General features: G+C 67.0%; 22 protein-coding genes. 9 read left to right on the forward strand and 13 right to left on the reverse strand.

Annotated elements, in window-relative coordinates; translation table 11 throughout:
* The first annotated feature begins 29 nt into the window (after window positions 1-29).
* The 4 genes from JF542_RS03415 to JF542_RS03430 all read left to right on the forward strand — a co-directional run bounded on the left by JF542_RS03415 (window position 30) and on the right by JF542_RS03430 (window position 4,361).
* Entirely contained in the window at window positions 30-146 is a 117-nt protein-coding gene (locus tag JF542_RS03415; protein ID WP_207074747.1) for an entericidin EcnA/B family protein, read from the forward strand.
* A 79-nt stretch (window positions 147-225) separates the two neighbouring features.
* Window positions 226-930, forward strand: coding sequence for a response regulator (locus tag JF542_RS03420; RefSeq protein ID WP_207074748.1), 705 nt, complete (start codon window positions 226-228; stop codon window positions 928-930).
* Window positions 931-1,023: 93 nt separating this feature from the next.
* Window positions 1,024-2,145, forward strand: a complete 1,122-nt coding sequence (locus JF542_RS03425) for an FIST N-terminal domain-containing protein (RefSeq protein WP_207074749.1) — start codon at window positions 1,024-1,026, stop codon at window positions 2,143-2,145.
* A complete protein-coding gene (locus JF542_RS03430; RefSeq protein WP_207074750.1) occupies window positions 2,145-4,361 on the forward strand; it encodes a hybrid sensor histidine kinase/response regulator in 2,217 nt (738 codons plus the stop codon). The genes JF542_RS03425 and JF542_RS03430 overlap by 1 nt, the downstream gene beginning before the upstream one ends.
* Window positions 4,362-4,368: 7 nt before the next feature.
* On the opposite strand, the gene JF542_RS03435 is transcribed toward JF542_RS03430, so the two are convergent.
* Window positions 4,369-5,952: a helicase HerA-like domain-containing protein gene (locus JF542_RS03435; protein ID WP_207074751.1), complete on the reverse strand. Its 1,584-nt coding sequence runs from the start codon at window positions 5,950-5,952 to the stop codon at window positions 4,369-4,371.
* Between the two features lie 401 nt (window positions 5,953-6,353).
* On the opposite strand from JF542_RS03435, the gene JF542_RS03440 reads away from it, so the two are divergent.
* Entirely contained in the window at window positions 6,354-7,007 is a 654-nt protein-coding gene (locus JF542_RS03440) for an invasion associated locus B family protein (RefSeq protein WP_007800532.1), read from the forward strand.
* A gap of 80 nt (window positions 7,008-7,087) precedes the next feature.
* On the opposite strand, the gene lpxB is transcribed toward JF542_RS03440, so the two are convergent.
* From lpxB to frr, 11 genes are all read right to left on the reverse strand, one after another.
* Entirely contained in the window at window positions 7,088-8,245 is a 1,158-nt protein-coding gene (gene lpxB, locus JF542_RS03445) for a lipid-A-disaccharide synthase (RefSeq protein WP_207074752.1), read from the reverse strand.
* Window positions 8,242-9,027 (reverse strand): LpxI family protein, encoded by a 786-nt coding sequence (locus JF542_RS03450; RefSeq protein WP_207074753.1) that lies wholly within the window; start codon window positions 9,025-9,027, stop codon window positions 8,242-8,244. Before JF542_RS03450 ends, lpxB begins: the two co-directional genes overlap by 4 nt.
* Window positions 9,028-9,031: 4 nt before the next feature.
* Window positions 9,032-9,820 (reverse strand): acyl-ACP--UDP-N-acetylglucosamine O-acyltransferase, encoded by a 789-nt coding sequence (lpxA, locus tag JF542_RS03455; protein ID WP_207074754.1) that lies wholly within the window; start codon window positions 9,818-9,820, stop codon window positions 9,032-9,034.
* A complete protein-coding gene (gene fabZ / locus JF542_RS03460; protein ID WP_007800536.1) occupies window positions 9,817-10,278 on the reverse strand; it encodes a 3-hydroxyacyl-ACP dehydratase FabZ in 462 nt (153 codons plus the stop codon). The genes lpxA and fabZ overlap by 4 nt, the downstream gene beginning before the upstream one ends.
* Window positions 10,279-10,349: 71 nt before the next feature.
* Complete coding sequence (locus JF542_RS03465; RefSeq protein ID WP_207074755.1) at window positions 10,350-10,922, reverse strand: OmpH/Skp family outer membrane protein; 573 nt, start codon at window positions 10,920-10,922, stop codon at window positions 10,350-10,352.
* Between the two features lies 1 nt (window position 10,923).
* Complete coding sequence (gene bamA / locus JF542_RS03470) at window positions 10,924-13,287, reverse strand: outer membrane protein assembly factor BamA (protein WP_207074756.1); 2,364 nt, start codon at window positions 13,285-13,287, stop codon at window positions 10,924-10,926.
* Between the two features lie 326 nt (window positions 13,288-13,613).
* Entirely contained in the window at window positions 13,614-14,957 is a 1,344-nt protein-coding gene (gene rseP / locus JF542_RS03475) for an RIP metalloprotease RseP (RefSeq protein WP_207074757.1), read from the reverse strand.
* 5 nt (window positions 14,958-14,962) lie between these two features.
* On the reverse strand, window positions 14,963-16,135 hold the full coding sequence (dxr, locus tag JF542_RS03480) for a 1-deoxy-D-xylulose-5-phosphate reductoisomerase (protein WP_207074758.1): 1,173 nt from the start codon (window positions 16,133-16,135) through the stop codon (window positions 14,963-14,965).
* The gene (locus JF542_RS03485) at window positions 16,132-16,920 is read right to left on the reverse strand and encodes a phosphatidate cytidylyltransferase (protein ID WP_007800542.1); all 789 of its coding nucleotides are present in this window, start codon (window positions 16,918-16,920) and stop codon (window positions 16,132-16,134) included. Before JF542_RS03485 ends, dxr begins: the two co-directional genes overlap by 4 nt.
* Complete coding sequence (gene uppS, locus JF542_RS03490; protein WP_007800543.1) at window positions 16,917-17,642, reverse strand: polyprenyl diphosphate synthase; 726 nt, start codon at window positions 17,640-17,642, stop codon at window positions 16,917-16,919. Before uppS ends, JF542_RS03485 begins: the two co-directional genes overlap by 4 nt.
* A gap of 40 nt (window positions 17,643-17,682) precedes the next feature.
* Window positions 17,683-18,246, reverse strand: coding sequence for a ribosome recycling factor (gene frr / locus JF542_RS03495; protein WP_007800545.1), 564 nt, complete (start codon window positions 18,244-18,246; stop codon window positions 17,683-17,685).
* Between the two features lie 172 nt (window positions 18,247-18,418).
* Here frr and JF542_RS03500 point away from each other — a divergent pair, with 172 nt between their 5' ends.
* Together JF542_RS03500 and JF542_RS03505 are read left to right on the forward strand one after the other, a co-directional pair.
* Window positions 18,419-19,081, forward strand: coding sequence for a potassium channel family protein (locus JF542_RS03500; RefSeq protein WP_207074759.1), 663 nt, complete (start codon window positions 18,419-18,421; stop codon window positions 19,079-19,081).
* Between the two features lie 5 nt (window positions 19,082-19,086).
* A complete protein-coding gene (locus JF542_RS03505) occupies window positions 19,087-20,442 on the forward strand; it encodes a TrkH family potassium uptake protein (protein ID WP_007800549.1) in 1,356 nt (451 codons plus the stop codon).
* 222 nt (window positions 20,443-20,664) lie between these two features.
* Here the strand turns inward: JF542_RS03505 and pyrH are convergent, their stop codons facing one another.
* Window positions 20,665-21,390, reverse strand: coding sequence for a UMP kinase (gene pyrH / locus JF542_RS03510; RefSeq protein ID WP_007800550.1), 726 nt, complete (start codon window positions 21,388-21,390; stop codon window positions 20,665-20,667).
* Between the two features lie 89 nt (window positions 21,391-21,479).
* On the opposite strand from pyrH, the gene miaA reads away from it, so the two are divergent.
* Both miaA and JF542_RS03520 read left to right on the forward strand, forming a co-directional pair.
* On the forward strand, window positions 21,480-22,394 hold the full coding sequence (gene miaA, locus JF542_RS03515) for a tRNA (adenosine(37)-N6)-dimethylallyltransferase MiaA (protein ID WP_207074760.1): 915 nt from the start codon (window positions 21,480-21,482) through the stop codon (window positions 22,392-22,394).
* Window positions 22,391-23,206 carry a helix-turn-helix transcriptional regulator gene (locus JF542_RS03520; RefSeq protein WP_242533567.1) on the forward strand — a complete coding sequence of 272 codons (816 nt, stop codon included), beginning with the start codon at window positions 22,391-22,393 and terminating at the stop codon, window positions 23,204-23,206. Before miaA ends, JF542_RS03520 begins: the two co-directional genes overlap by 4 nt.
* Window positions 23,207-23,250 lie beyond the last annotated feature (44 nt).

Genomic DNA, 23,250 nt, shown 5'->3' on the forward strand with positions numbered 1-23,250 from the left:
ACCAACAAGAACAAACCACGAGCAGAACAATGAAACAGGCACTTCTCATCACCGCACTGGCGGTCACCCTTGGCGGCTGCGCCACCATCGACGGCGTCGGACAGGATATCTCGAACGGGGCGCGTACCGTCGAAAGCTGGTTCTGATCGCGCTATCCGACCTTTTGGCACGTTCCCGTGCGCCTCGCCCCGGTCTAACCTGAGCCACGGGCAGAGGAGATAGAGGATGAGCGACCGCGTGGAGCTTTTGAGCGAGAGCCGACCGATCCGGGCACTGGTTGTCGATGACCACCCGCTGTTTTGCGACGCGCTGACCCTGACCCTGCAGTCGATCTCGGATTTCGAAGAGATCCGCAGCGCCGGCACGCTGGAGAAGGCGTTGGAGATCACTGCGCAGGGAGAGGCGCCGGATCTGGTGATCCTCGACCTCAACCTGCCCGACGTGCACGGGCTCGACGGTCTGGTGCGGATGCGCAATGCCGCACCGCGGGCCGCCATCCTCATCGCCTCGTCGATGGCCGACAACCGCATGATCAGCCACGCGCTCAAGGCCGGGGCCAACGGCTTCGTGCCAAAGCACTCGCAGCGTTCGGTGTTCCGCCGCGCCTTCGAGGCGGTGGGCCGTGGCGAGCCCTTCGTGCCGGATGGCTACATCGACCCCCGCGAGCCCGAGAGCGGCGCTGGCCCCGACGACGCGCTGGCACGGCTCGCGACTCTTACGAACCAGCAGGCGCGCATCCTGTCTCTGATCTGCGAGGGCAAGCTCAACAAGCAGATCGCCTACGACCTCACCATCGCCGAGACCACGGTGAAGGCGCATGTCACCGCGATCATGCGCAAGCTCGGGGTGCACAGCCGCACCCAGGCGGTGCTGATTGCGCAGGAGGCCAACTTCAACCGGGTCTTGCCAAGCGAAGGGACCGCGCCGTAACCTGCCGTGCACATCGCAAGGGGAGGTGATGTCGTGGACGGAGCACAGACGCGCTCCGCAGGGAGGGGAACGGACCCGGCCGGAGCCCTGCGCGTGGCGCAGGTCGAAAGCACCGCAGAGGATCCGATTGCGGCGATTGCTGCTCAGCTTGGCGGTGGCCCGTTCGGGCTGGTCTGTCTTTTCGCCTCTCCCGAAGCGGATTTCATTGCGCTGAACGACGCCGCCATCGGCGCGTTCGGCGGGGCCGACGTGTTTGCCTGCACCACCGCCGGCGAAATCGGCCGGGCCGGCTACGAGGAAGGCCAGATCATTGCCATCGCCTTCCCCTCCGCGCTGTTCGCGGTCGACGCGCTGGCCATCGACGGGCTCGACGCGCTCGACGACAGGCAGGTCATCGACCAGCTGATGCAGCGGCGCATGGCGCTCAATGTCGACGCGCCGGACAAGCCCTACGAGTTTGCGTTCCTGATGGTCGACGGGCTGTCGCTCCAGGAAGAGAACGTCGCCACGATCCTCGCCTCGGCGATGGGCCAGATGCCGCTCTTCGGTGGCTCCACCGGCGACGGCACCGATTTCGGCGCGACCTGGCTGTCCTACAACGGCAAGATCCGCAGCAACGCGGCGCTTTTGGCGCTGGTGCGCAGCCGCTGTCCGGTGAAGGTATTCAGCATCGATCACCTCGTTCCCACGACGACCCGCATGGTGGTGACCCGCGCCGCGCCAGATCACCGCACCGTGCAGGAGATCAACGCCGAACCCGCGGCGCAGGAATATGCCCGGCTGCTCGGCATGCGGCCCGAGCAGCTCGACACCTTCACCTTCGCCACCCACCCGGTCGTCGTCCGGCTGGGCGACAGCCACCACGTGCGCTCGATCCAGAAGGTCGGCGACAAGGGCGAGCTGGTGTTCTTCTCGGCGATCAACGAGGGCATGGTTCTGACCCTCGCCGAACGACAGGACATGGCCAGCCATCTCGATCAGGCTCTGGGCGCGCTCTCGGAGACGGAAGCGCCGGAGCAGATCCTCGGGTGCGACTGCCTGCTGCGTCGCCTCGAGGCCGGCCAGTTCCAGGAGACCCGCGCGGTCTCGGACGTGCTCACGCGGCACAACGTGGTGGGCTTCAACACTTATGGTGAGCAGATCGGCGCGCTGCACGTGAACCAGACCTTCACCGCGGTGGCGTTCTACCCCGCCGAGGACGAGGATCGGCCCTGATGTCGCTGATCAATCCCGATGACAGCCTGGAACGGCAGAACGAGAAGCTGCTGCGGATCGTCGAGACGCTGATGAACCATGTCGAGCATGGCAATGGCCAGTCCGGCGAGGCCTACGCCCAGTTCGAACGCGCCGCCCTGCTGGAAAAGCGGGTCCGCGAGCGCACGCTCGAGCTTGAGCGCACGCTCAACCTGCTGCACGACTCGAACGCCCAGCTTGCCCAGGCCCACGAGGAGACCGAGACCGCGCGGCGCAACCTCGCCGACGCCATCGAGACGATCTCGGAGGGCTTCGCCCTGTTCGACGGCGACGACGTGCTGGTGATGTGCAACTCGCGCTTCTGCCGCGATTTCCGCGACACCGTGCGCGACCTGCGCCCGGGGCTGTCCTTCGAGGGCTACGTGCGCCATGTCAGCCGCTCGCGGCACCTGTCACTACCCGAGGGGCTGTCGCCCGACGCCTGGGCGGCGGACCGGATGCGCAAGCATACCGACCGGCGGGTCATGTTCAACGTTCGCCACGGACAGGACCGCTGGCTGCAGGTCTCGGAACACCGCACCGCCAATGGCGGCACGGTGATCCTGCAGACTGATGTGACCGACATCATCCGGCTCGAGCGGCAGGAACGGCTCAAGCTCAAGGACAAGCAGACGCGTATGATCCGCGCCACGCTCGATCATCTCGATCAGGGGGTCTGCATCTTCGACGAGGGCACGCATCTGGTGGCGTGGAACGAGAAGATCGGGACACTGATGAACCTGCCCGCGCGGCGGCTGCATCTGGGCGCCTCCTTCGACGGGCTGATGGAACAGGTCGAGCAGAATTTCCGCTTCTCACAGGAGAGCGACCGCGACCTGTTCCGAAGCTGGACCGAGCGCGGCGGCCGTCGTGGTCCGATCAGCTTCGAGCTCAGCCGCGACGGCGGCATCGTGCTGCGCTTCTTCGGGCGCGGTATGCCCGATGGCGGTTTCCTGTTCTCCTGCACCGACGTCACCGCCGAGCGCGAGGCCGCGCGCCGCCTGACCGAGGTCAACGAGATGCTCGAGCAGCGCGTGATGGAGCGCACGCTCGAGCTCGAGGACGCGCTCTCTGCCGCCGAGCGCGCCAACGCCTCGAAGTCGCGCTTCGTGGCGGCGGCGAGCCACGATCTCCTGCAGCCGCTCTCTGCGGCCAAGCTGTTCATCTCGTCGCTCTCGGAGAAAAGCGCAGATGCCGGCGACAAGGCGGTGCTCGACAAGGCGGAGTCGGCGCTGACCTCGGCGGAACAGCTGATCGACGCGCTGCTCGACATCTCCAAGCTCGAATCCGACGGGCTGAAGTTCGACATCCGTCCGGTGGCGCTGCGCGAGATCTTCTCGCGCCTGCGCGACGAGATGGAGGTTCTGGCCGCCCGCAAGGGACTGAAATTGCGGATGATCGACAGCGACCTGACCGTCGAGACCGACCCGGCCTACCTGCGGCGGGTGGTGCAGAACCTCGTGGCCAACGCCATCCGTTATACCGAGGCGGGGCGCGTGGTGATCGGTGTGCGCCGCCGCGGCGGCACCGCCCGGATCGAGGTCTGGGACACCGGGCCGGGCATCGCCGAGGAAGACCAGTCGGCGATCTTCGAGGAGTTCCGCCGCCTCGACACCCGAGCCTCGAGCAATGACGGCCTGGGGCTCGGCCTCGCCATCGTCGAGCGCGCCTGCGCAAGGCTGGGGCACCCGCTGGGCCTCTGGTCCGAGCCCGGGCGCGGCTCGTGCTTCATGGTGAGCCTGCCGGTCGTGGGCAGCAGCGCGCCGGCGCGGCCCGCGGCGCTTGGGCCGGCACGCCCGCAGGGCCTGGCGCAGGCGGGGCTGATCGTGCTGCTGGTGGAGAACGATCCGCAGCTGCGCCGCGCGATGACGGTGCTGATGGAGAGCTGGGGGGTCAACGTGATCGAGGCCGAGGACGCTGTCAGCGCGCTCGACCTGCTGGCGGATCTCGAGATCGTTCCGGATGCGCTGCTGCTCGACTACCAGCTTGGCGCCGGCATGTCCGGCACACAGCTCTTCGGCGAGATCACCACCCGCATGGGCCGCCTGCCCTGCGCCATCGTCTCGGCTGACCGGTCGGAGGCGCTGCGGGAGGCCTGCGCGGCCCTTCAGATCGAGCTCTTGTCGAAGCCCGTGGACCGGCACCGGCTGGGCCGGTTCTTCGACGCGGTGGTGCGCGGCACGCTGGCGGCGGAGTGAGCGGCGTTCAGCGTGCCTTGAATAGTCCGCCGAGAATGCCGCGCACGAGGCGCTTACCGGTGGTGCCCGAAAGCTCCTTGAGCACCGCCTGCCCCAGCGCCTCACCGATCGAATTCGGCGCGCTGTAGCGGCTGGAGCGCGGTTTGCTCGCGGTCTTGCGCATCGGCTTGGCACGCGGTGTCGGATCATAGCGCCGCGCGCGGTTATACTCGCGTATCATGTCGCCAGCGTCCTCGGCCCCTCGCAAGTCCACTTCGGCGCGCTCTGCCTCCTCCGCTGCCTGCGCCGCCTCATCGGCCCGTGCCTTGAGGATCTCGTAGGCCGAATGCCGGTCGAGCGGCGTGTCGTATTTCGCCGCGAGCGTCGAGCCCCTCAGCACCGCGGCGCGCTCCTCCGGCGTGATCGGGCCCAGCTGCGACGAGGGCGGTCGGATCAGGGTCCGCTGCACGATGCCCGGCACGCCCTTCTCCTGCAGCATCGAGGTCACCGCCTCTCCGGTGCCGACCTCACGGATCGCCACCTCGGTGTCGAAGGCGGGGTTCGGGCGATAGGTCTCGGCCGCCTGCCGCAGGGCCTTCTTGTCGCGCGCGGTGAAGGCGCGCAGCGCGTGCTGCACCCGGTTGCCGAGTTGCCCGAGAATGTCCTCGGGGATGTCGTCAGGATTCTGAGTTATGAAATACACGCCCACCCCCTTGGAGCGGATCAGCCGCGCCACCTGCTCGACCTTGTCGACCAGCGCCTTCGGAGCGTCGTCGAACAAGAGATGCGCCTCGTCGAAGAAGAACACCAGCTTCGGCTTGTCGGGATTGCCGACCTCGGGCAGCTCCTCGAACAGCTCCGACAGCAGCCAGAGCAGGAACGTGGCGTAGAGCCTCGGGGCGCCCATCAGCGCGTCGGCGGCAAGGATGTTGACGTGGCCACGCCCGTCCGGGGCGCAACGCATCAAGTCCGCCAGCGCCAGCGCCGGCTCGCCGAAGAGCCTGTCGCCGCCCTGGTTCTCGAGCACCAGGAGCCGGCGCTGGATAGCGCCGATCGAGGCGGTGGAGACATTGCCATAGCGCAGCGACAGCTCCTTCGCGTTCTCGCCGACCCAGACCAGAAGCGCCTGCAGGTCCTTGAGATCCAGAAGCGGGAGCCCCTGCTCGTCCGATAGCCGGAAGGCGATGTTGAGCACGCCCTCCTGCGCATCGGTCAGCTCGAGCAGTCGCGCCAGCAAGAGCGGCCCCATCTCGGCCACGGTGGTGCGCACCGGATGGCCCTGCGCGCCGAACAGGTCCCAGAACACCGCCGGGAAGGCAGAATAAGCGAAGTCATCGAAGCCGATGGTGGCGTTGCGCTTGGCAAAGGCCTCATGCAGCTTGCCCCCCGCGCTGCCGGCTTTGCACAGCCCCGAGAGATCCCCCTTCACATCGGCAAGAAAGACCGGCACGCCGGCGGCCGAGAAGCCTTCGGCGAGGATCTGCAGCGTCACCGTCTTGCCGGTGCCGGTGGCGCCCGCGATCAGCCCGTGCCGATTTGCGTATTTCAGCACCAGATGCTGCTTGTCGCCGTAGCCCTCTCCGCCACCGCCTAAAAAAACGCCACTCTCCATGCCGGACCTCCACGCGCGTGCGCCTCGACCATACAATCTTAACCTTTTGAGGCCAGTATCTTTTTTGCCCGGGGCATCATGTCCTCTCCTGCTTCGGGCAGACTTCCTCCCTGTCAGACTGGCCGCGCTCTCGGGCGCGGCCTTTTTATGCAGTTGTGATCGCGCTGACGTGAGAAACCCTGTTGACCGCCTCATGAGAGTTTCGTAGCGTTCGGCCAATGACAAAGCCGGCCGGTCCGGCAGGGAGCAAGGGGGAAGGGACCATCTGGTCCCTTTTCTCTTTTGTTCCACCGGCTTGCGGCTTCCCGCCATTGTGTCCGGGGCGCGGCAATTCCGGCCTGACACCGCGTCGGCGCCGTGATACTCGGACGAGGACTCATGACCATTCCGAGGGAGTTTCCATGACCAGACTGCTTTCCGCCCTGTGGGCCCTGCCGCTCGTGGCCGGCCTCTCTGCCGCACCGGCATTTGCCCAGGACAGCGCGCAGTCCTCCGAGCAGCCAGCAGAACAGCCCGCTGAACAGTCGCAGAGCCCCATCGGCGGTGCGCTGAGCATGGGGGAATCCGACGCTGACGCCACCCCCGGCAACCCGCAGGCCGAGACCTACACCAAGTCGACCCACGGCGACTGGGACGTGCAGTGCCTGCGCGTGCCCGAGGGCACCAACGCCGAGGACCCCTGCCAGATGTACCAGCTTCTCAAGGACGAGAACGGTGGTGACGTGGCCGAAGTCAGCGTGTTCCGCCTGCAAAACGGTGGCCAGGTCGTCGCCGGCGGCACCTTTGTCGTGCCGCTCGAGACGCTGCTGACGCAAAAGCTCTCCATCTCCGTCGATGGCGGTCAGGCCAAGCGCTACGACTTCTCGTTCTGCACGCAGGTCGGCTGCTACGCGCGCGTGGGCTTCACCGCCGACGACATCGCCCGCTTCAAGGCCGGCAGCGCCGCAACGGTCGCCATCGTGCCCGCGCTGGCACCCGACCAGCGCGTCGAGCTCGAGATGTCGCTGTCGGGCTTCACCGCCGGCTTCGACGAGACCTCCGAGCTGCGCCAGTAAGCGCGACAGGACACGGACCAGAAACAAAAGGGCCGCGGGAACATCCCGCGGCCTTTTTCATGAGCCCCCGGCCGGGCGGCTCAGCCCCGCCCCAGCCCCTCCAGCACCGCCTGCGCAGCGCGGTCGCCCGGGTGCGGCCCACCGCGGCCCAGCCGCTCCATGGTCAGCGCCATCGCCTCGACCTGCGCCTGCGGCGCCTCGAGCACGGACAGCAACGCATCGGCGATCGGGGCGGGACGGCATGCCTTTCCGATGAACTCAGGGACGGCGCGGGTCTCGGACACGAGGTTGACCAACGTCACCGTGTCGACCAGCAGCATCCGCCCGATGATCTCGCGCGAGAGCCAGCCCATGTCATAGGCCACCACCATCGGCGTGCCGGCCGCGGCCAGCTCGAGCGAGACCGTGCCAGACGCCGCGAGCGCTACGTCGGAGGCGGCGAAGGCAGCGCGCTTCTCGGCAGCCATATCCTCACCCAGCTTGCGCGGGTCGAGCACCAGCGGCGGCTCCGCCCAGCCTGCGCAGAGCTCTTCGACCATCGGTGCCACCGGGGCTGCGGCGGGCAGGACGAAGCGCAGATCCGGGCGTTCCTGCTGCAACCGAGCGACCACGTCCCCGAAGACCGGCGCGAGGCGCGACACCTCGGAGCGGCGCGAGCCGGGGAGGATCAGCGCGACCGGCGCGTCTCCAAGATCGTGGCGCTGGCGGAAGGCCGCAACATCATCGTCGCCGGCCTGCGGCTCGGTCACCACCGGGTGGCCGACAAAATCGCAGCGCATCCCGGCGGCTTCCATGTAGGGCGGCTCGAAGGGCAGCAGCGCCAGCACCTGATCGACATGGCGCGCCATCTTGGTGGCGCGCTTCGGGCGCCACGCCCAGACCGTGGGCGCCACGTAATGCACCACGCGGATGTCGGAGCGCGCCTTGACGAGCTCTGCCAGCCGCAGCGAGAATTCAGGCAGATCAACGGTGATCAGCACGTCGGGCTTGGCGGCGATGACCGCCTCGGCGGTCTCGCGGATGCGGGCCTTGAGCTTGCCGTACTGGCGCAGGATCTCGGTGATCCCCATGACCGAGATCTCGTCCATGGGAAACAGGCTCTCGAGCCCCTGCCCGATCATCCGCTCGCCGCCGATGCCGGTGAACTGGACTTCGGGCACCCGGGCCTTGAGACCCTCCATCAGCGACGCGCCGAGCTTGTCGCCCGAGGGCTCGCCTGCCGTGATATAGACCTTCATGCGTCGCGCTCCCGCACCCAGAGAAACAGCCCGGCGGCGTCGAGCGCCTCGATCATCGCGGGCCGGTCGACCATCATCACGCCACCCGCTGACAGCACGATGCCCGAGAGCCCCGCCCGGACGGCACCCTCAGCCGTGCGGGGGCCGACCACCGGCAGATCGGCGCGGTGGTCCTGTCCCGGCTTCTCGGCCTTGTAGAGCACGCCGCCAGCGGCGGCCTCGAGCGCGTCGATCATCGCGTCGGTGCCGGCCTCGTCCTCGCGTGCCAGCACCGCGCCGTCTCGGATCACGCAGGCCTGCCCGAAATCGCGTGCGCCCTGCTCGCGGCTGACCTGATCGCCCAGCCGTGCCGCGCCGATGTCGGCGGCCCCGGGCTGCACCTGCGTCAGAACGCCTGAAGGTGGCAGCAGGTCGGGGGCGGCCTCATGCGCCCCCACGACCTCGAACCCCGCGCCCTCGAGCAGACCGATGACAATCCGCAGCGCCCCGTCGTCGCCGCGCTTCAATGCACGACGAAAGGCCGGCAGCATCAGCACAGTGCGCCAATCGAGCTGGGTCAGCCGGATCTCGGGACGCGCAACGCGGCCGACCATGCAGATCCGGGTCACGCCGCGCTTCCGTAGCCAGTGCAGGAAGCTGCCCAGCGTCTCGATCCGGAAGCTGCGGTCGACCGCAAGCCCCTCGGGCATATGCGGCTCGAGCGCGCAGATCAGAGGGCGCTCCGGGCAGGCGTCGGCCACCGCGCGGGGCAAGGCGCCCTGCCCTGCGATCAGCGCCAGCATGCGCTCAGCCCGGGGTCAGGAAATGACGATCACTGTCGCCGAGGATGAAATCGACGATCTCGCGCACATGCTCGCTCTGGGTCTCGTCCCCGAGCCGCTTGGCGCGGTCGGCAAACGCCCCCTCGCCCTGCGCAAGCATCTGGAACGCGGCGCGCAGCGCGGTGATGTCGGCCCGGCTCACGCCACGGCGCTTGAGCCCCACGAGGTTGAGCCCGTCGAGCTTGCCGCGCGGCGCCTGCACGAGGCCGTAGGGGATCACGTCGTTGGTGACCATGGTCACCGCGCCGATGATCGCGCCCTGCCCGATGCGCACCCACTGGTGCACGCCCGAAAGCCCGCCGACGATGACATCATCGGCGATCACGCAATGCCCGGCCACGGCGGAATTGTTGACCAGGATCACCCGGTCGCCAACCTGCACGTCATGCGCGACGTGGCAGCCGGCCATGAACAGACCGTCATCGCCGACGCTGGTCACCCCGCCACCGCCCTCGGTGCCGGAATTCATCGTGACATGCTCGCGGATGCGGTTGCGCTTGCCGATCACAAGTCTGGTGCTCTCGCCGCGGAACTTGAGGTCCTGCGGGATCTCGCCGATCACCGCGAAGGGAAACACCACGGTTTCCTCTCCGATCTCGGTCTTGCCGGTGACCACGACGTGCGATTTCAGCTCGACGCCCGGCCCGAGAACGACCTCGGGGCCGACATGGCAGAACGGGCCGATGATGCAGCCCTCGCCGATCTGCGCCCCGTCCTCGACGATGGCGCCGGGATGGATCTGTGTCTCGGTCACGTCGGCAGGTCCATCATCGCGGTGAACTCGACCTCGCAGGCCATTTCGCCCTCGACCTCGGCCACGCCGCCGAACTTCCAGACCTTGCCGCCGGGCTTGCCGCGCAGCGTGGTGAGGTTCATGCGCAGCTGGTCGCCCGGCACCACCATGCGGCGGAACTTGCACTTGTCGATCGCCATGAAATAGACCTTCAGGTCCTTGTCGGCGAGATCGAGCGCGGTGCCCACCATCACGGCGGCGGTCTGCGCCATGGCCTCGGCGATGGTGACGCCCGGCATGATCGGCTGGCCCGGAAAGTGGCCCTGGAAATGCGGCTCGTTCATGGTCACGTTCTTGATGCCGACCGCCGACTTGTAGCCGTCGATCTCGACCACCCGGTCAACCAGGAGGAACGGGTAACGGTGCGGCAGAATGCGCTGGATCAGCTGGATATCCGCGGTGAGCAACGTGTCGGTCATGGTGTTTTCCTGTCGATCTGTCGACCCGTCCCTAGCAACAGCGGCGTGACGGGGCAAGCGTCGAGGCCGGATCAGGGCTGAGCCGGAGCCTCGGACGCCTCGGACCCATCGCCGATCTCGGCGTCTATGCGGGCGATGGCCGCGTCGGTGATGTCGATCACGTCGGCCGAGAGAAACAGCGAGCGCTTCTCGAGGATCACCACGGCACCGGCCTCGCGCATGATCTGCTCGATCACCGGCTCGGAGGCCGTGATGAACTCCCGGCGAAGCCGTTCGGAGAGTTCGCCGACCGCACGGGCCTTGGCGTCCTGTTCACGGCGCAGCCCCTGCACCTTCTGATCGAACGCATCCGCGAGCGCACGGAACTCCATCGGGTCGAGAGTTGCGCGCTTCTCGGTAAGCTCGCGTTCCTCCGACGTAAGCTCGGCCTCGATGCGGCGGTTCTCGGCGGCGATCTCGGTCCCCTCCTGCTCGAGCATGGCCGCCACGCGCTCGCCATAGGCGCTCTCGGCGAACAGCCGGTCGAACTCGATCGTGAGAAAGTCGCTTTCGACGATGCCGGGATCCGCGCCCTGTGCGGACGCGGCCCCTGCGGCCAATCCGAGGCCGAGCGCGAGGACGAGATGCCTCAGGGCCCGGACCATCTCAGAACTCTGTCGAGACGGTCAGGCTGAAGTTCTGTTCGCGGTCCTCGTCTTCCTTGACCAAGGGACGCGAGAAGTTCAGCCGGAGCGGCCCGAGCGCGGAGTCCCAGAACACCGAGAAGCCGATCACGTGACGCAGGCTGAAATCCTCGTAGAGGATGTCGTTCGTTGTCGTCGACGTGGTCGCGTCATCAAGCCCCCAGACCGATCCCATGTCGTAGAACAGGCCGCCGGTGATGCCGTATTCATCCGGCAGACCGATGGGGAACTCCGCTTCGAGCCGCATCACGGCGAAGTAGTTGCCGCCCAGCGAGTCGTCCACGTCCTCTGCGTCGTTGAATTCCCGCGGCCCGATGCCGCCGTACTCAAAGCCACGGAGCGTGGAGTCGTTCAGACGGAAGCGGTCGGTGACTCGGCTGCGGCCGCTGGTGTAGTTCAGCGCCCCGGCCTCAAAGGTGGCCCTCAGGGTGACTTCCTCGTTCCAGACGCGTTGCTGCGCAACGGCACGGAGGTTGGTCTCGATAAAGCTGGTATCGCCGCCGAGCCCGCCGAAATCCTGCCCGAACTCAAGCAGAACACCGGCGTTCGGATCGAGGCCGTCGCGCCGTGTGTCCCAGCTGAACGTGTAGCCGAGGCTGCTGTCCCAGCGCTCGCCAAGGTCTTCCTCGGCGCGGATGATCTGGCCGGCATCGCCGTCGTCGGTGTTGAGGATGTCGCTGTATTCAAGCGTGTAGCGCAGGCTGAGACGGCCGAAATCAGAAACCGGGAAGCCGATGCTCGGACGGAAGACGCCGCGGCCGGTGTCGAACTCGGCATATTCCTGCTCGGTCGCGGAGTAGCTGGCGCCGAGGCCAAAGGTCAGGTCACGGCCGAGGAAGCGCGGCTCGACGAAGTTGAACGAGTAGTTGTTGTTGGTCGAGGCGGTGCTGACCCCGGCAGACAGACGCTGGCCGCGGCCAAGGAAGTTGCGTTCGCTGAAGGACAGCGACAGGCCCAGACCGTTCGAGGTCGAGTAGGAGCCGCCGAAACCGATCGAGCCGGTCGGCTGTTCCTCAACGTTGACGTCGATGATCACCTGCTGCGGCGTGGTGCCTTCGCGGGCATTCACATCCGCCTCGGAGAAAAATCCCAGCGCGCGGATGCGCTCGGCGGATTGGCGGATGGCGCGCGGATTGAACGGATCGCCTTCGACCGTGTCGAACTGCCGCCGCACGACGCGGTCGAGCGTGGTCGTGTTGCCCTCGATGTCGATGCGCTCGACGAAGATGCGCTCGCCGCGGGTCATCTCGAAGGCCACGTCGAGGGTCTGGGTGCGATCGTTGCGGGTGATGCGCGGATTGACCCGCACAAAGGTCAGCCCTTCCTGCACGCCGAGCCGCTCGAGACGCGCAATCTCGTTCTCGATCGTGGACGGAGAGTAAGTCTGGCCCGACTTCATCTTGATGGCGTCGCGGAACAGCAGGGTATCGACCTCCGGCAGATCGGACTGCACGCTGATCTCGCCGATGTCGAACTGCTGCCCTTCCTCGATGTTGAAGGTCACGAAATACGCGTCGCGCTCCGAGGCCAGCTCGGTATTCACACCGGTGATGCGGAAGTCGACATAGCCGCGCGAGGCGTAGAAATCCTGCAGCAGCTGGCGGTCGAACTCGATCCGGTCGGCGATGAAGGTGTCCGCCGTGATGATCGCGCGCAGCAGGCCGGCCTGCTTGGTCTCGAGCACGCGGCGCAGACGGCGGTCGCTGAACTCGGTGTTGCCGACAAAGGAGATGCGCTCGACCTCGGTGACGCCGCCTTCGAAGATCTCGTAGACCAGATCAACGCGGTTGTCCGAACGCCGGATCAGCTTGGGCGTCACCCGTGCTGCGATGCGACCCTGCTGGGTGTAGGCCTCGGCAATGGCATTGGCGTCCTGCTCGGCGGCACTCGGGCTGTAGACCCGGCGCGGCTGCGTGGCGACGATGGCCGCGAGATCCTCGTCCTTGATCCGGCGGTTGCCTTCAAAGGCGATGCGGTTGATCGTCGGATATTCGGTGACGCGGATCAGCAGCGTGTTGCCCTGCGGCACGATCTCGACCGTCTCGAACAGGCCGGAGGCGACGATCCGCTGATACGCCGCGTTCAACTCGCCGCCCGAAACCGGTGCCCCGCGCGCGATGCCCGCATAGCTGAGGATGGTGCCGGCCTCGATCCGCTGGTTGCCCTCGATCGAGACGTTGCTGAAAGAGAAGGTCTGGGCTTGGGACGGCACCGGGAGCGCCGTGAAAGCCACTGATATTGCGACAGAAAGCGCCGCTAGCGAGCTGCCAATTTTAAGATTGCGCGCGCCACGCAGGAGGCTGGCCCCTGAAAGCCCTTGGGTCATCCTTCAATCCACTCCGCCTTTATTTTTCAACGTGAGTATCGGGATTGAGGTACCTTGTCAAAAGCCGAAACGGCCCGTTTTCAGAGCGATCCCAGAAAGGCGCCCAAATACAACGCGCCCGCAATCGCGAGGACGCTGAGAACGCGATCCAAGTTGATCATGACGAGCAGGCCGAGGCCGCGATATCCGGTTTGAAGCGTGTGCATGGTGGTCCAGCCGGTTTCCAGAAATTGGTTTCCGAACAGTTCCTAGACGCCCATTGCGGCTGTTTTGCGGCATAGCCCGCACGAAAACGCGGCGTCGGTTTCCGTGCGGGAGACTGTCCCTCAGGGACAGAAGAGATCGTTGGTCAGCGCAAAGGTCATCAGCGACAGAATCAGGACCAGGCCGATGGACATCAGCACGTTCAGCGCCTTGTCCGAAGGCGGCTTGCCGGTCACCGCTTCCCAGGCGTGGAACACGAGGTGGCCGCCATCGAGCACCGGCACCGGGAACAGGTTCAGCAGGCCCACCGCAGTAGACAGCACCGCGATGAAGGTGATGAAGCTCTGGCCGCCCTGGCTCGCCATCGCGCCACTCGTCTGGGCGATGCCGATCGGCCCCGACAGGTTGCACGACGAGATGTTGCCGATCACCATGTTCCACAGCCCCGAGAGCGAGCCCGAGATGATGTTGCCGGTGCGCTCCACGCCACCGAGGAAGGCATCGACCGGGCCGATCATGCTGGTCGCCGGCTCGAAGGCCAGACCGCCGACGATGCCGATGCGATAGACGGTGTGATAGCCCCCCTCGGGCAGCGGCTCGTCGGTGCGCTTGGGGGTCATCTCGAGTTCGAGCGTCTCGCCCTCGCGCCACACCGTCAGAGCAAGCGGAGCACCCTCGGAGCCCTCGACCTTTTCCTTGAGCTGCTCGAAGGCGAAAGCGGGTTCGCCGTCGATGTTGAGGATGATGTCCCCCGGCTCGAGCCCGGCCTCGTTTGCAGCGGAGCGCGGCACGATCTGGGTCGCCAGCGGCGGATAGACGTATGGCCCGTCGACCTCGAGCTGCTGGCCGTCGCGCGAGACGGTATAGGGCAGCACCGGCTCGTGCGGGAGGCCCTGCATGAAGGTCTCGAAGCCCTCGGCATCGTCGAAGGACGGCATCGGCGCACCGTTGATGGCGAGGATCTCGTCGCCCTCGCGCAATTCCTGCGCCACCGGCAGCGCCCGCAGGTCGCCCACGGTGAACGGCTCGGTCACCCTGCCCTGCACCATGAAGAGCCCGGTAAAGATCAGGATCGTCAGTGCGAAGTTGAACACCGGACCGGCGGCCACGGTTGCGGCCCGGGCCCAGAGCGGTGCGCCGTTCATGGTCCGCCGGCGCTCGGCCTCGGACATGTGCGCGAGGCTGTCGAGATCGGCCCCGCCGCTGGCATTGGCGTCACCCTTGAACTTGACGTAGCCGCCGAAGGGCAGCGCGGCGATCTGCCACTTGGTGCCGCGCTTGTCGTAGCGGGAGTAGATCACAGGCCCGAAGCCGAGCGAGAACACATCCGCATCGATCCCGGACCAGCGCCCGACGATGTAATGGCCGTATTCATGGATGGCCACGATCACCGAAAGCGCCACGACGAAGGCGACGAGCGTATATATCACGCCTCCGAATTGCGGGATCAGCTGCGCTAGGTCCAAAAGCTCTACCTCTCACTTATTTTCATTATCTCGTCCGCGGTCCTACGGGCGAGATGGTCAGCCGCAAGCACGTTATCAAGATTGATACGGGCCGCAATAAGGCCACTTTGGGCAGACACACGCTGAAGTGTTTCCTCGACCACCTCGGCCATCTGCTGGAAACCGATGCGCTTTGCGATGAAGGCGTCGAGGGCGCGCTCCTTGGCGGCGTTGAACACCGCGCCCGAAAGCCCACCCGCCTGCATAACCTCGCGCGCCAGACGCAGCGCCGGCCACCGGATCTCGCAGGCCTCGCGGAACGTGAACTGCCCCATCTTGACCAGATCGAGCCGCTCGACCGGCAGCGCCAGCCGACGCGGATGGTGCAGCGCGAAGCCGATGGCATGGCGCATGTCGGGCGGACCCACATGCGCCATCAGCGCGCCGTCGTTGAAACCGACCAGCGCATGGATCATCGATTCAGGGTGCACCAGCACCTCGATGAGCCCCGGGTCGATGTCGAAGAATTCCTTGGTCTCGATCAGCTCGAGCGCCTTGTTGAACATCGAGGCGCTGTCGATGGTGATGCGCTGCCCCATGTCCCAGTTGGGATGGGTCGCGGCCTGCTCGGGCGTCGCCGTCGCCAGCTTCTCGAGCGGCCAGTCGCGAAAGGCGCCGCCGCTGGCGGTGATGATCACCCGCTCGACCGCGCTCAGATCCTCGCCGATCAGCGCCTGGAACACCGCCGAATGCTCGCTGTCCACCGGCAGCACCGCGCCGCCATGGGCGCGCGCCGTCTGCATCACCAGCGGGCCCGCGCAGACCATGCTTTCCTTGTTGGCAAGCGCCAGAGTCGCACCCTGCTCGAGTGCGGCCAGCCCGGGCGGCAGCCCCGCCGCGCCGACGATGGCCGACATCACCCAATCGGCCGGGCGGTGTGCCGCCTCGACCAGCGCGGTCTCACCAGCCGCGGCTTCGACACCGCTGCCCGCCAGCCGCTCGCGCAGTTCGGGCAGCAGCGACGGATCGGCGGTAACGGCAATTTCGGCCTTCAGCGCGCGGGCATCCTCGGCCAGCTGCGCGATGTTGCGCCCGCCGCTCAGTGCCACCACGTGGTAGGCCTCGGGGTCGCGCTTGATCAGGTCGATGGTGTTCTGCCCGATGGAGCCGGTGGCTCCGAAAATCGAGATCCGTCTCATTCAAGCCCCGGCGGAAAGTCCACGATCTGGCCCGCAATCAGCAGGAACAGCGCCGCGCCCAGCATCCCGTCGAAGCGATCGAGAAGACCGCCATGGCCCGGCAGCAGGTTCGAGCTGTCCTTGACCCCGGCCCGGCGCTTGATCGTGCTCTCGGCCATGTCGCCGATCTGGCTCGCCATCGAGATCGCGATGGAAATGCCCATGAGGCCAAGCCCGGCATGGGTGGTGCCGGCAAAGATCAGCCCGACGACCGCTGCGCCGACCCAGCCGGCGATGGCGCCGGACCAGGTCTTCTTGGGGCTGACACGCGGCCAGAGCTTCGGCCCGCCGATCGAGCGCCCGGCGAAGTAGCCGCCGATATCGGTGATCACCACGACGCAGACCAGCCAGAGCATCCAGATCAGCCCGAAATCGCTGCGCAGCTTCATAAATCCGTAACCCGCGAGCAATATCATCGCGGTGAAGACGGCAAAGGTCACGCCGCCGCGCTCCATCCGACCGAACCCTGCCATCGACGGCAGCAGCAGCAGCGGCAACGCGAAGGCAGGCGGCAGGTAGGGCGTGGCCAGGGCGCAGAGCCCCGCCAGAACGCCGAGGATGTTGGCCGACTTGTCGCGCGCAGTGTCGACCATGCGCACAAGCTCCCAGACCATGATGCCGCAGGCGAGCGAGATGAAGGCCCGCCAGGCGATCCCGCCGATCCACACCGCGGCCAGCGCCAAGGCAATCAGCACCGCCGCCGAGAGCACCCGGGGCTTGAGGTCGGTCCATCTTGAGCTGGTCATGCCTTCACGCCTCCGTAACGGCGTTCGCGTGAGCCGTAGGCACTCACCAGAGAGCCGAACTCATCGGCGCTGAAATCGGGCCAGAGCGTGTCGACGAACTCGTACTCCGCATAGGCCGATTGCCAGAGCAGGAAGTTCGAGATTCGCGCCTCGCCGCTGGTGCGGATCACCAGATCGGGATCGGGCAGCACGCAGGTATCGAGATATTTCGGCAGCGTCTCCTCGTCGACGCTTGCCGGATCGAGCCGGCCCGCCGCGACGTCCTCGGCAAGGCGCTTGGTGGCGCGGGCCACCTCGTCACGGCCACCGTAGTTGATCGCGATGGTGAGGTTCACCCCGGTGCAACCGGCGGTCAGCTGCTCGAGCTCGTCCATGAGCGTCACCAGCTTGCTATCGAGCCGCACCCGATCACCGATGAAGCGCACCCGCACGTTCTCGCCCAGAAGCGAGCGCGCCTCCTTTGTGATGTAGCGCCGGAACAGGCTCATCAGGCCCGCGACCTCGGACTGGGTGCGTTTCCAGTTCTCGGTGGAAAAGGCGAAGATCGTCACGTAGCCCACGCCCAGATCCGGGCAGGCCTCGACGATCTCCCGAACCCGCTTGGCCCCGGCATGGTGGCCAAAGAGCCGCGGACGACCCCGGCGCTGTGCCCAGCGACCGTTGCCGTCCATGATGATCGCCACATGACGCGGACCGGCGCCATCGCGGATCGGTTTGGGCATGTAAGGCCCCTCCCTTTGCCTCTGGCGCCGCCGGTCGGGCTCAGACCTGCATGATCTCTTCCTGCTTGGTCTCGAGCGACTGATCGACCTTCTTGATGTAGGCGTCGGTCAGCTCCTGAACCTCGGTCTCCCAGAACTTCTGGTCGTCTTCGGACATGCCGTCGGCCTTGGCCTTCTTGATCTGGTCCATGCCGTCGCGGCGCACGTTGCGCACCGCCACGCGGGCGTGCTCGGCATATTGGCCCGCAACCTTGCCCAGCTCGCGGCGGCGTTCCTCGTTGAGCTCGGGGATCGGCAGCATGATGATGGTGCCGTTCATCTGGGGGTTGATCCCAAGGCCCGACTCGCGGATCGCCTTCTCGACCTTGTTCACCAGGCCCTTGTCCCAGACATTGATGGTGACCATGCGCGGCTCGGGCACGTTCACCGTGCCGACCTGGTTGATCGGCGTCATCTGGCCATAGGCTTCGACCTGCACCGGCTCGAGCATCGAGGCCGAGGCGCGGCCGGTACGGAGCGATGCGAATTCGGTGCGCAGGTTCGCCATGGCGCCATCCATGCGGCGCTTCAGATCGTCGGTATCGAGTTCGAAATCTTCTGACATGTTGGTCTGCCCGCTCAGGTGTTTTTCGTTCCGAACGCTTTCTAAGGCAGGAAACCCCGGATGTATAGCGGTTTGCGGTGCGACCCCGGTGCTCGGTCCGGCTCTCTTGACTTGGCCACGACCCGGTGAAACCGTCCCGCGTCAGGACAGCGCCCACAAGAAGGAGAGCCGCTTGCCTCGCTCCCACTCCACCTTTGTCGTGATCGGTCTCGGCGCCTTTGGCAGCACCGTCGCGCAGGAACTCGCCCGTTTCGGAAACCATGTCATGGGCGTCGATTCCGACGAGAAACTGGTCGCCCGGATGGCCGATACACTCACCGCCACGGCGATTCTCGACACCACCGACGAGACCGCCATGCGGGAGGCGGGAATCGACCAATACGACGTGGCGCTCTGCGCCATCGGGTCCGACATCCAGTCGAGCATCCTGACCACGATGAACCTGCGGTTGCTCGGGCTCGACCGGATCTGGGTCAAGGCGGCCAACCGCACCCACCACCGGATCTTGTCGAAACTGGGCGCCGACCGGGTGATCCTGCCCGAGCAGGAGATGGGCCGCCACACGGCGCAGATGCTGAACAACCCGGCGATGAAGGACTATGTCAGCCTCGGCAATGGCTACAGCGTGGTCAACATCCTGCTGCCCGAGCGGCTCGACGGGGCGGCGATTTCGGATCTGACGCTCGCTGAACGCCCCGACCTGCGGCTTCTGGGGGTGATGCGCGGCACCGAGTTCCGCGACTGCAGCAACCCGGCTGCGACCTTGCAGAAGGACGACCGGCTCCTGGTCCTGGGCAAGCGCGGAGACCTGCGGGCCTTCGGCGAAGAGCTCTGATCCCGGTGGCGTTCGGCCTCAGCGTCTCGCGGCAGCGCCTTGCGCGCCGGCTGCTGCATGTCTCGCCGCCGCTGAGCCTCGCGGCGCTCTATTTCGTCTTCACCGTGCTGGGGGCGCTGAGCTTCAAGCTGCCCGGCGCCACTCTGGTGCCGATGACATGGTCCGAGGCCTTCTTCACCGCCACGTCGGCGGTGACGGTGACCGGGCTGTCGGTCGTCGATCCGGTGGGCGCGTTCACCATGTTCGGCGAGGCGGTGCTGATGGTGCTGATCCAGCTCGGCGGCTTGGGTCTGATGACCTTCGCCGTGCTGGTGCTTGCTGCGCTGCGCGTGCCGGTTGGGCTCACAGGGCAGATCTACCTGCGCGAGGAGCTGAACCAGAGCTCGCTCCACCGGCTGATGCGGCTGGTGAAGCGGATCTTCCAGGTGGTGCTGATCTGCGAGCTGCTGGGCGCGGCGCTCTTGGCAGTAAGCTTCGTGCCGATGCTGGGGCTCGGGCGCGGCCTCTGGGTGGCGCTGTTTCACTCGGTCTCGGCCTTCAACAATGCCGGTTTCTCGACCTTCTCCTCCGGGCTCGAGCCCTTCGCCGGCGACCCGGTGGTGAACGTCGTGATCCCGCTGCTCTTCATCGTCGGCGGCATCGGCTACGTGGTGATCGACGACATCGCCCGGCTGCGCCGCTGGTCGCGGTTCTCGCTGCACACCAAGATCATGCTGACCGGCAGCGCCGCGCTGATCCTGTGGGGCTGGGGCGCCTTCGCGGCGCTCGAATGGCACAACCCCGAGACGCTGGGGCAGTTCGACAGCCCGTGGCTGCGGATCATGGTGGCGTGGTTCCAGGGCGTGACGCCGCGCACCGCCGGCTTCAACACCGTCGACGTGGCCGGCATGCATGACAGCACCGCGCTGATGGTGATCTCGCTGATGCTAATCGGTGGCGGTCCGACCTCCACCGCGGGCGGAATCAAGGTGACCACCTTCGTGGTAATGTGCCTCGCCACGGTGGCCTTCTTCCAGCGCCGTACCCAGCTCAACGCCTTCGGACGCTCGATCGGCCTGCCGGAGGTGCTCAAGGTCATGGCGCTCACCGCGATCAGCGTGGTGCTGGTGTTCATCGGCGTGTTCATCCTGAGCGCCACCCAGGAGGGCCATTTCCTCGACGTCTGCTTCGAGGTCGCCTCGGCCTTCGGCACGGTCGGCCTGTCGCGCGGCTTCACCGGAGAGCTGACCGAACCGGGACGCGTGGTCATCATGGCGATCATGTTCATAGGCCGCGTGGGCCCTTTGACGCTGGGCTATTTCCTCGCCACCCGCTCGGTCCCCCGGGTCCGCTTTCCCGAGGGCCGGATCCATCTGGGCTGAACGATCGCGCCGCGCCCTGTCCCGGCGCGGCCCTTCCCGGCAGGCGCGGCGGGGGGGCCAGCCCCCTCTTGGCGCCGTGCGCCAATTCACCCCGAGGTATTTTTGAACCAAAGAAGCCAGGAGCGCTGCGCCCCTGGCTTCTCTTCGTCAAAAATACTCCCGCCGGAGGCGTCCGGCCGTGCCGCCGGTGCCGCGCCGGACCTAGGGCACGGCAGACAAGCGTCAGCCGCTGACCCGGGTATAGGTGCCCTGCCCGGCAAGGATGCCGCGGAAGCCGCCCGGCTCGTCGAGCGAGAAGACGATGATCGGCAGGCTGTTGTCGCGGGCCAGCGCAATGGCCGAGGCGTCCATCACCTTGAGGTTCTTCACCAGCACGTCGTCATAGCTGACATTGTCGTAGCGCACCGCGTCGTCGTGCTTGACCGGATCCTTGTCGTAGACGCCGTCGACCTTGGTGCCCTTGAAGATCGCCTCGCAGGCCATCTCGTTGGCGCGCAGCGTGGCGGCGGTGTCGGTGGTGAAGTAGGGGTTGCCGGTGCCGGCCGCGAAGATGCACACCCGCTTCTTCTCGAGGTGGCGCACGGCGCGGCGGCGAATATAGGGCTCGGCGACTTCGTCCATGCGGATGGCCGAGATCACCCGGGTGAACACCCCCAGCTCCTCGAGCGCCGACTGCATCGCAAGCGCGTTCATCACCGTGGCGAGCATCCCCATGTAGTCGGCGGTGGTGCGTTCCATGCCCTGGGCCGAGCCCGCAAGGCCGCGGAAGATGTTTCCGCCGCCGATCACCATGCAGATCTCGACGCCCATGTCGTGCACACTCTTCACCTCGCGGGCGATGCGCTCGACGGTGGGCGGGTTCAGGCCGTAGCCCTGCTCTCCCATCAACGCCTCCCCGGAGATTTTCAGCAGGACGCGTTTGAAGGTGGTCTGCGGTGCCTCGGCCATGTTGAACTCCGTCGCTGAGAGGGGATAGGATCGGCGCCATATGTGGCGGAAAACCGGCGCCGCTGCAATGGCGCAGGATAGGGGAACACATGGTGAGCGAGGCCGGCCTGGCAGACAGACTTGCGCGTCTTGCGCCGGACCCGGAGCGCCCGGTCCTGATCGCCGGACCGACCGCCAGCGGCAAGTCCGCGCTGGCGCTGGAGTTCGCTGCCCGGCAGGGTGGGGTCATCGTCAACGCCGATGCGATCCAGGTGTTTTCCGACTGGCGGGTGCTGACCGCAAGGCCGTCTCTTGAAGAAGAGGCGCAGGCCCCGCACCGGCTCTATGGTCACGTCGCGGGCAGCCAAGCCTATTCGGTGGGCGAATGGCTGAGGGATCTGGCGCCGATTCTCGGGGGCGCCGAACGGCCGATCATCGTCGGCGGCACCGGTCTCTACTTCACCGCCCTGACCGAGGGGCTGGCCGAGATCCCGGCGACACCGCCGGAGATTCGCGCCGAGGCCATGGCGCGGCTGGCAGCTGGCGCGCTTGCGGCGATGGTAGCCGAGCTCGACCCGGAGACCCGCGCCCGCATCGACACCATGAACCCCATGCGGGTGCAGCGCGCCTGGGAGGTCCTGCGCGCCACAGGTCGCGGACTTGCCGACTGGCAGGACGAGACCCCTGCCCCGATGCTGCCGCTCGAACGCTGCCAGCCGATCCTCTTCGACGCGCCCAAGGACTGGCTCACCCCGCGCATCGAGTCGCGGTTCGACAAGATGATCCGCGAAGGCGCGCTCATTGAGGCCCGCGCCAACCTCGCCACTTGGTCACCCGACCTGCCCTCGGCCAAGGCGATCGGTGCCGCCGAACTGATGGCGCATCTGCGCGGTGAGATCTCTCTCGAAGAGGCCGCGCACCGGGCCACCGTCCTCACGCGCCAGTTCGCCAAGCGCCAGCGCAGCTGGTTCCGCGCGCGGATGCGCGACTGGCCGCAGATCGCCCCCGCCGGGGCCGGCGCATGAGCGCCGCTGCCGCAGGGACCGCGCTCGTCCGGGTCGCGTCTTTGGGGCAGCAACCCGGCTGGCAGTACCGCCTGCTGCATGACCGCCCCGAGCACACGCTGATCTGGCTCACCCGCGGACAGGGCCGCGCCACCGTCGAGGGCCTGCGGCGCGGGCTCGGGCCGCACAATGCGCTGTTCATCCCGGCGGGCACGCTCTTCGCGCTCGAGCCGGGGCTGCAGAGCCTCGGGCTGGTGCTGCATTGCCCCGTCGGTGGAGATCTCTGGCCCGGGGCGCCGCGGCATCTGCGCATCCGCGAAGGCGCCGCGCAGGCGGAGCTCACCGGCTTGCTTGATGCGATGATGCGCGAACAGAGCCAGCAGCGCGGGCACTTGGCCCAGGCCCTTGGCGCCCATGCCAGCCTCGTCTCCGTCTGGCTGCGCCGTCAGGGCGAGGCCGCGCCGCAGGATGAGGACAAGCCCAACGCGGCGCGGCGGCTGATGCGGCTCTATGCCTGCGCGCTCAGCGCCGGCTTCCGCAGCGACCGGGGCGTGTCGGACTATGCCACCGACCTCGGCGTGACGCCCACGCACCTGACGCGCACCGCGCGCGCTGCCTGCGACCGAACGGCCGCGACGATGCTGGCCGAGCGCAAGCTGCACGAGGCGCAGCGGCTGCTGGCCCAGCCGGATCCGCCGGTGAACCGCATCGCCGAGAGCCTCGGCTTCCACAGCGCGCCCTATTTCACCCGCTTCATCCGCAGCCATACCGGCCACTCTCCGACCGAGATCCGCCGTGGCCGGCACGGCGCCCGCCCCGGGCTGCGTCACTAGCCGTCTGATGCGGGAAAATCCTTGCCCCTGCGGGCGGATATGGG

The organism is Salipiger bermudensis (genome assembly GCF_017309175.1).
Classification (GTDB): domain Bacteria; phylum Pseudomonadota; class Alphaproteobacteria; order Rhodobacterales; family Rhodobacteraceae; genus Salipiger; species Salipiger bermudensis.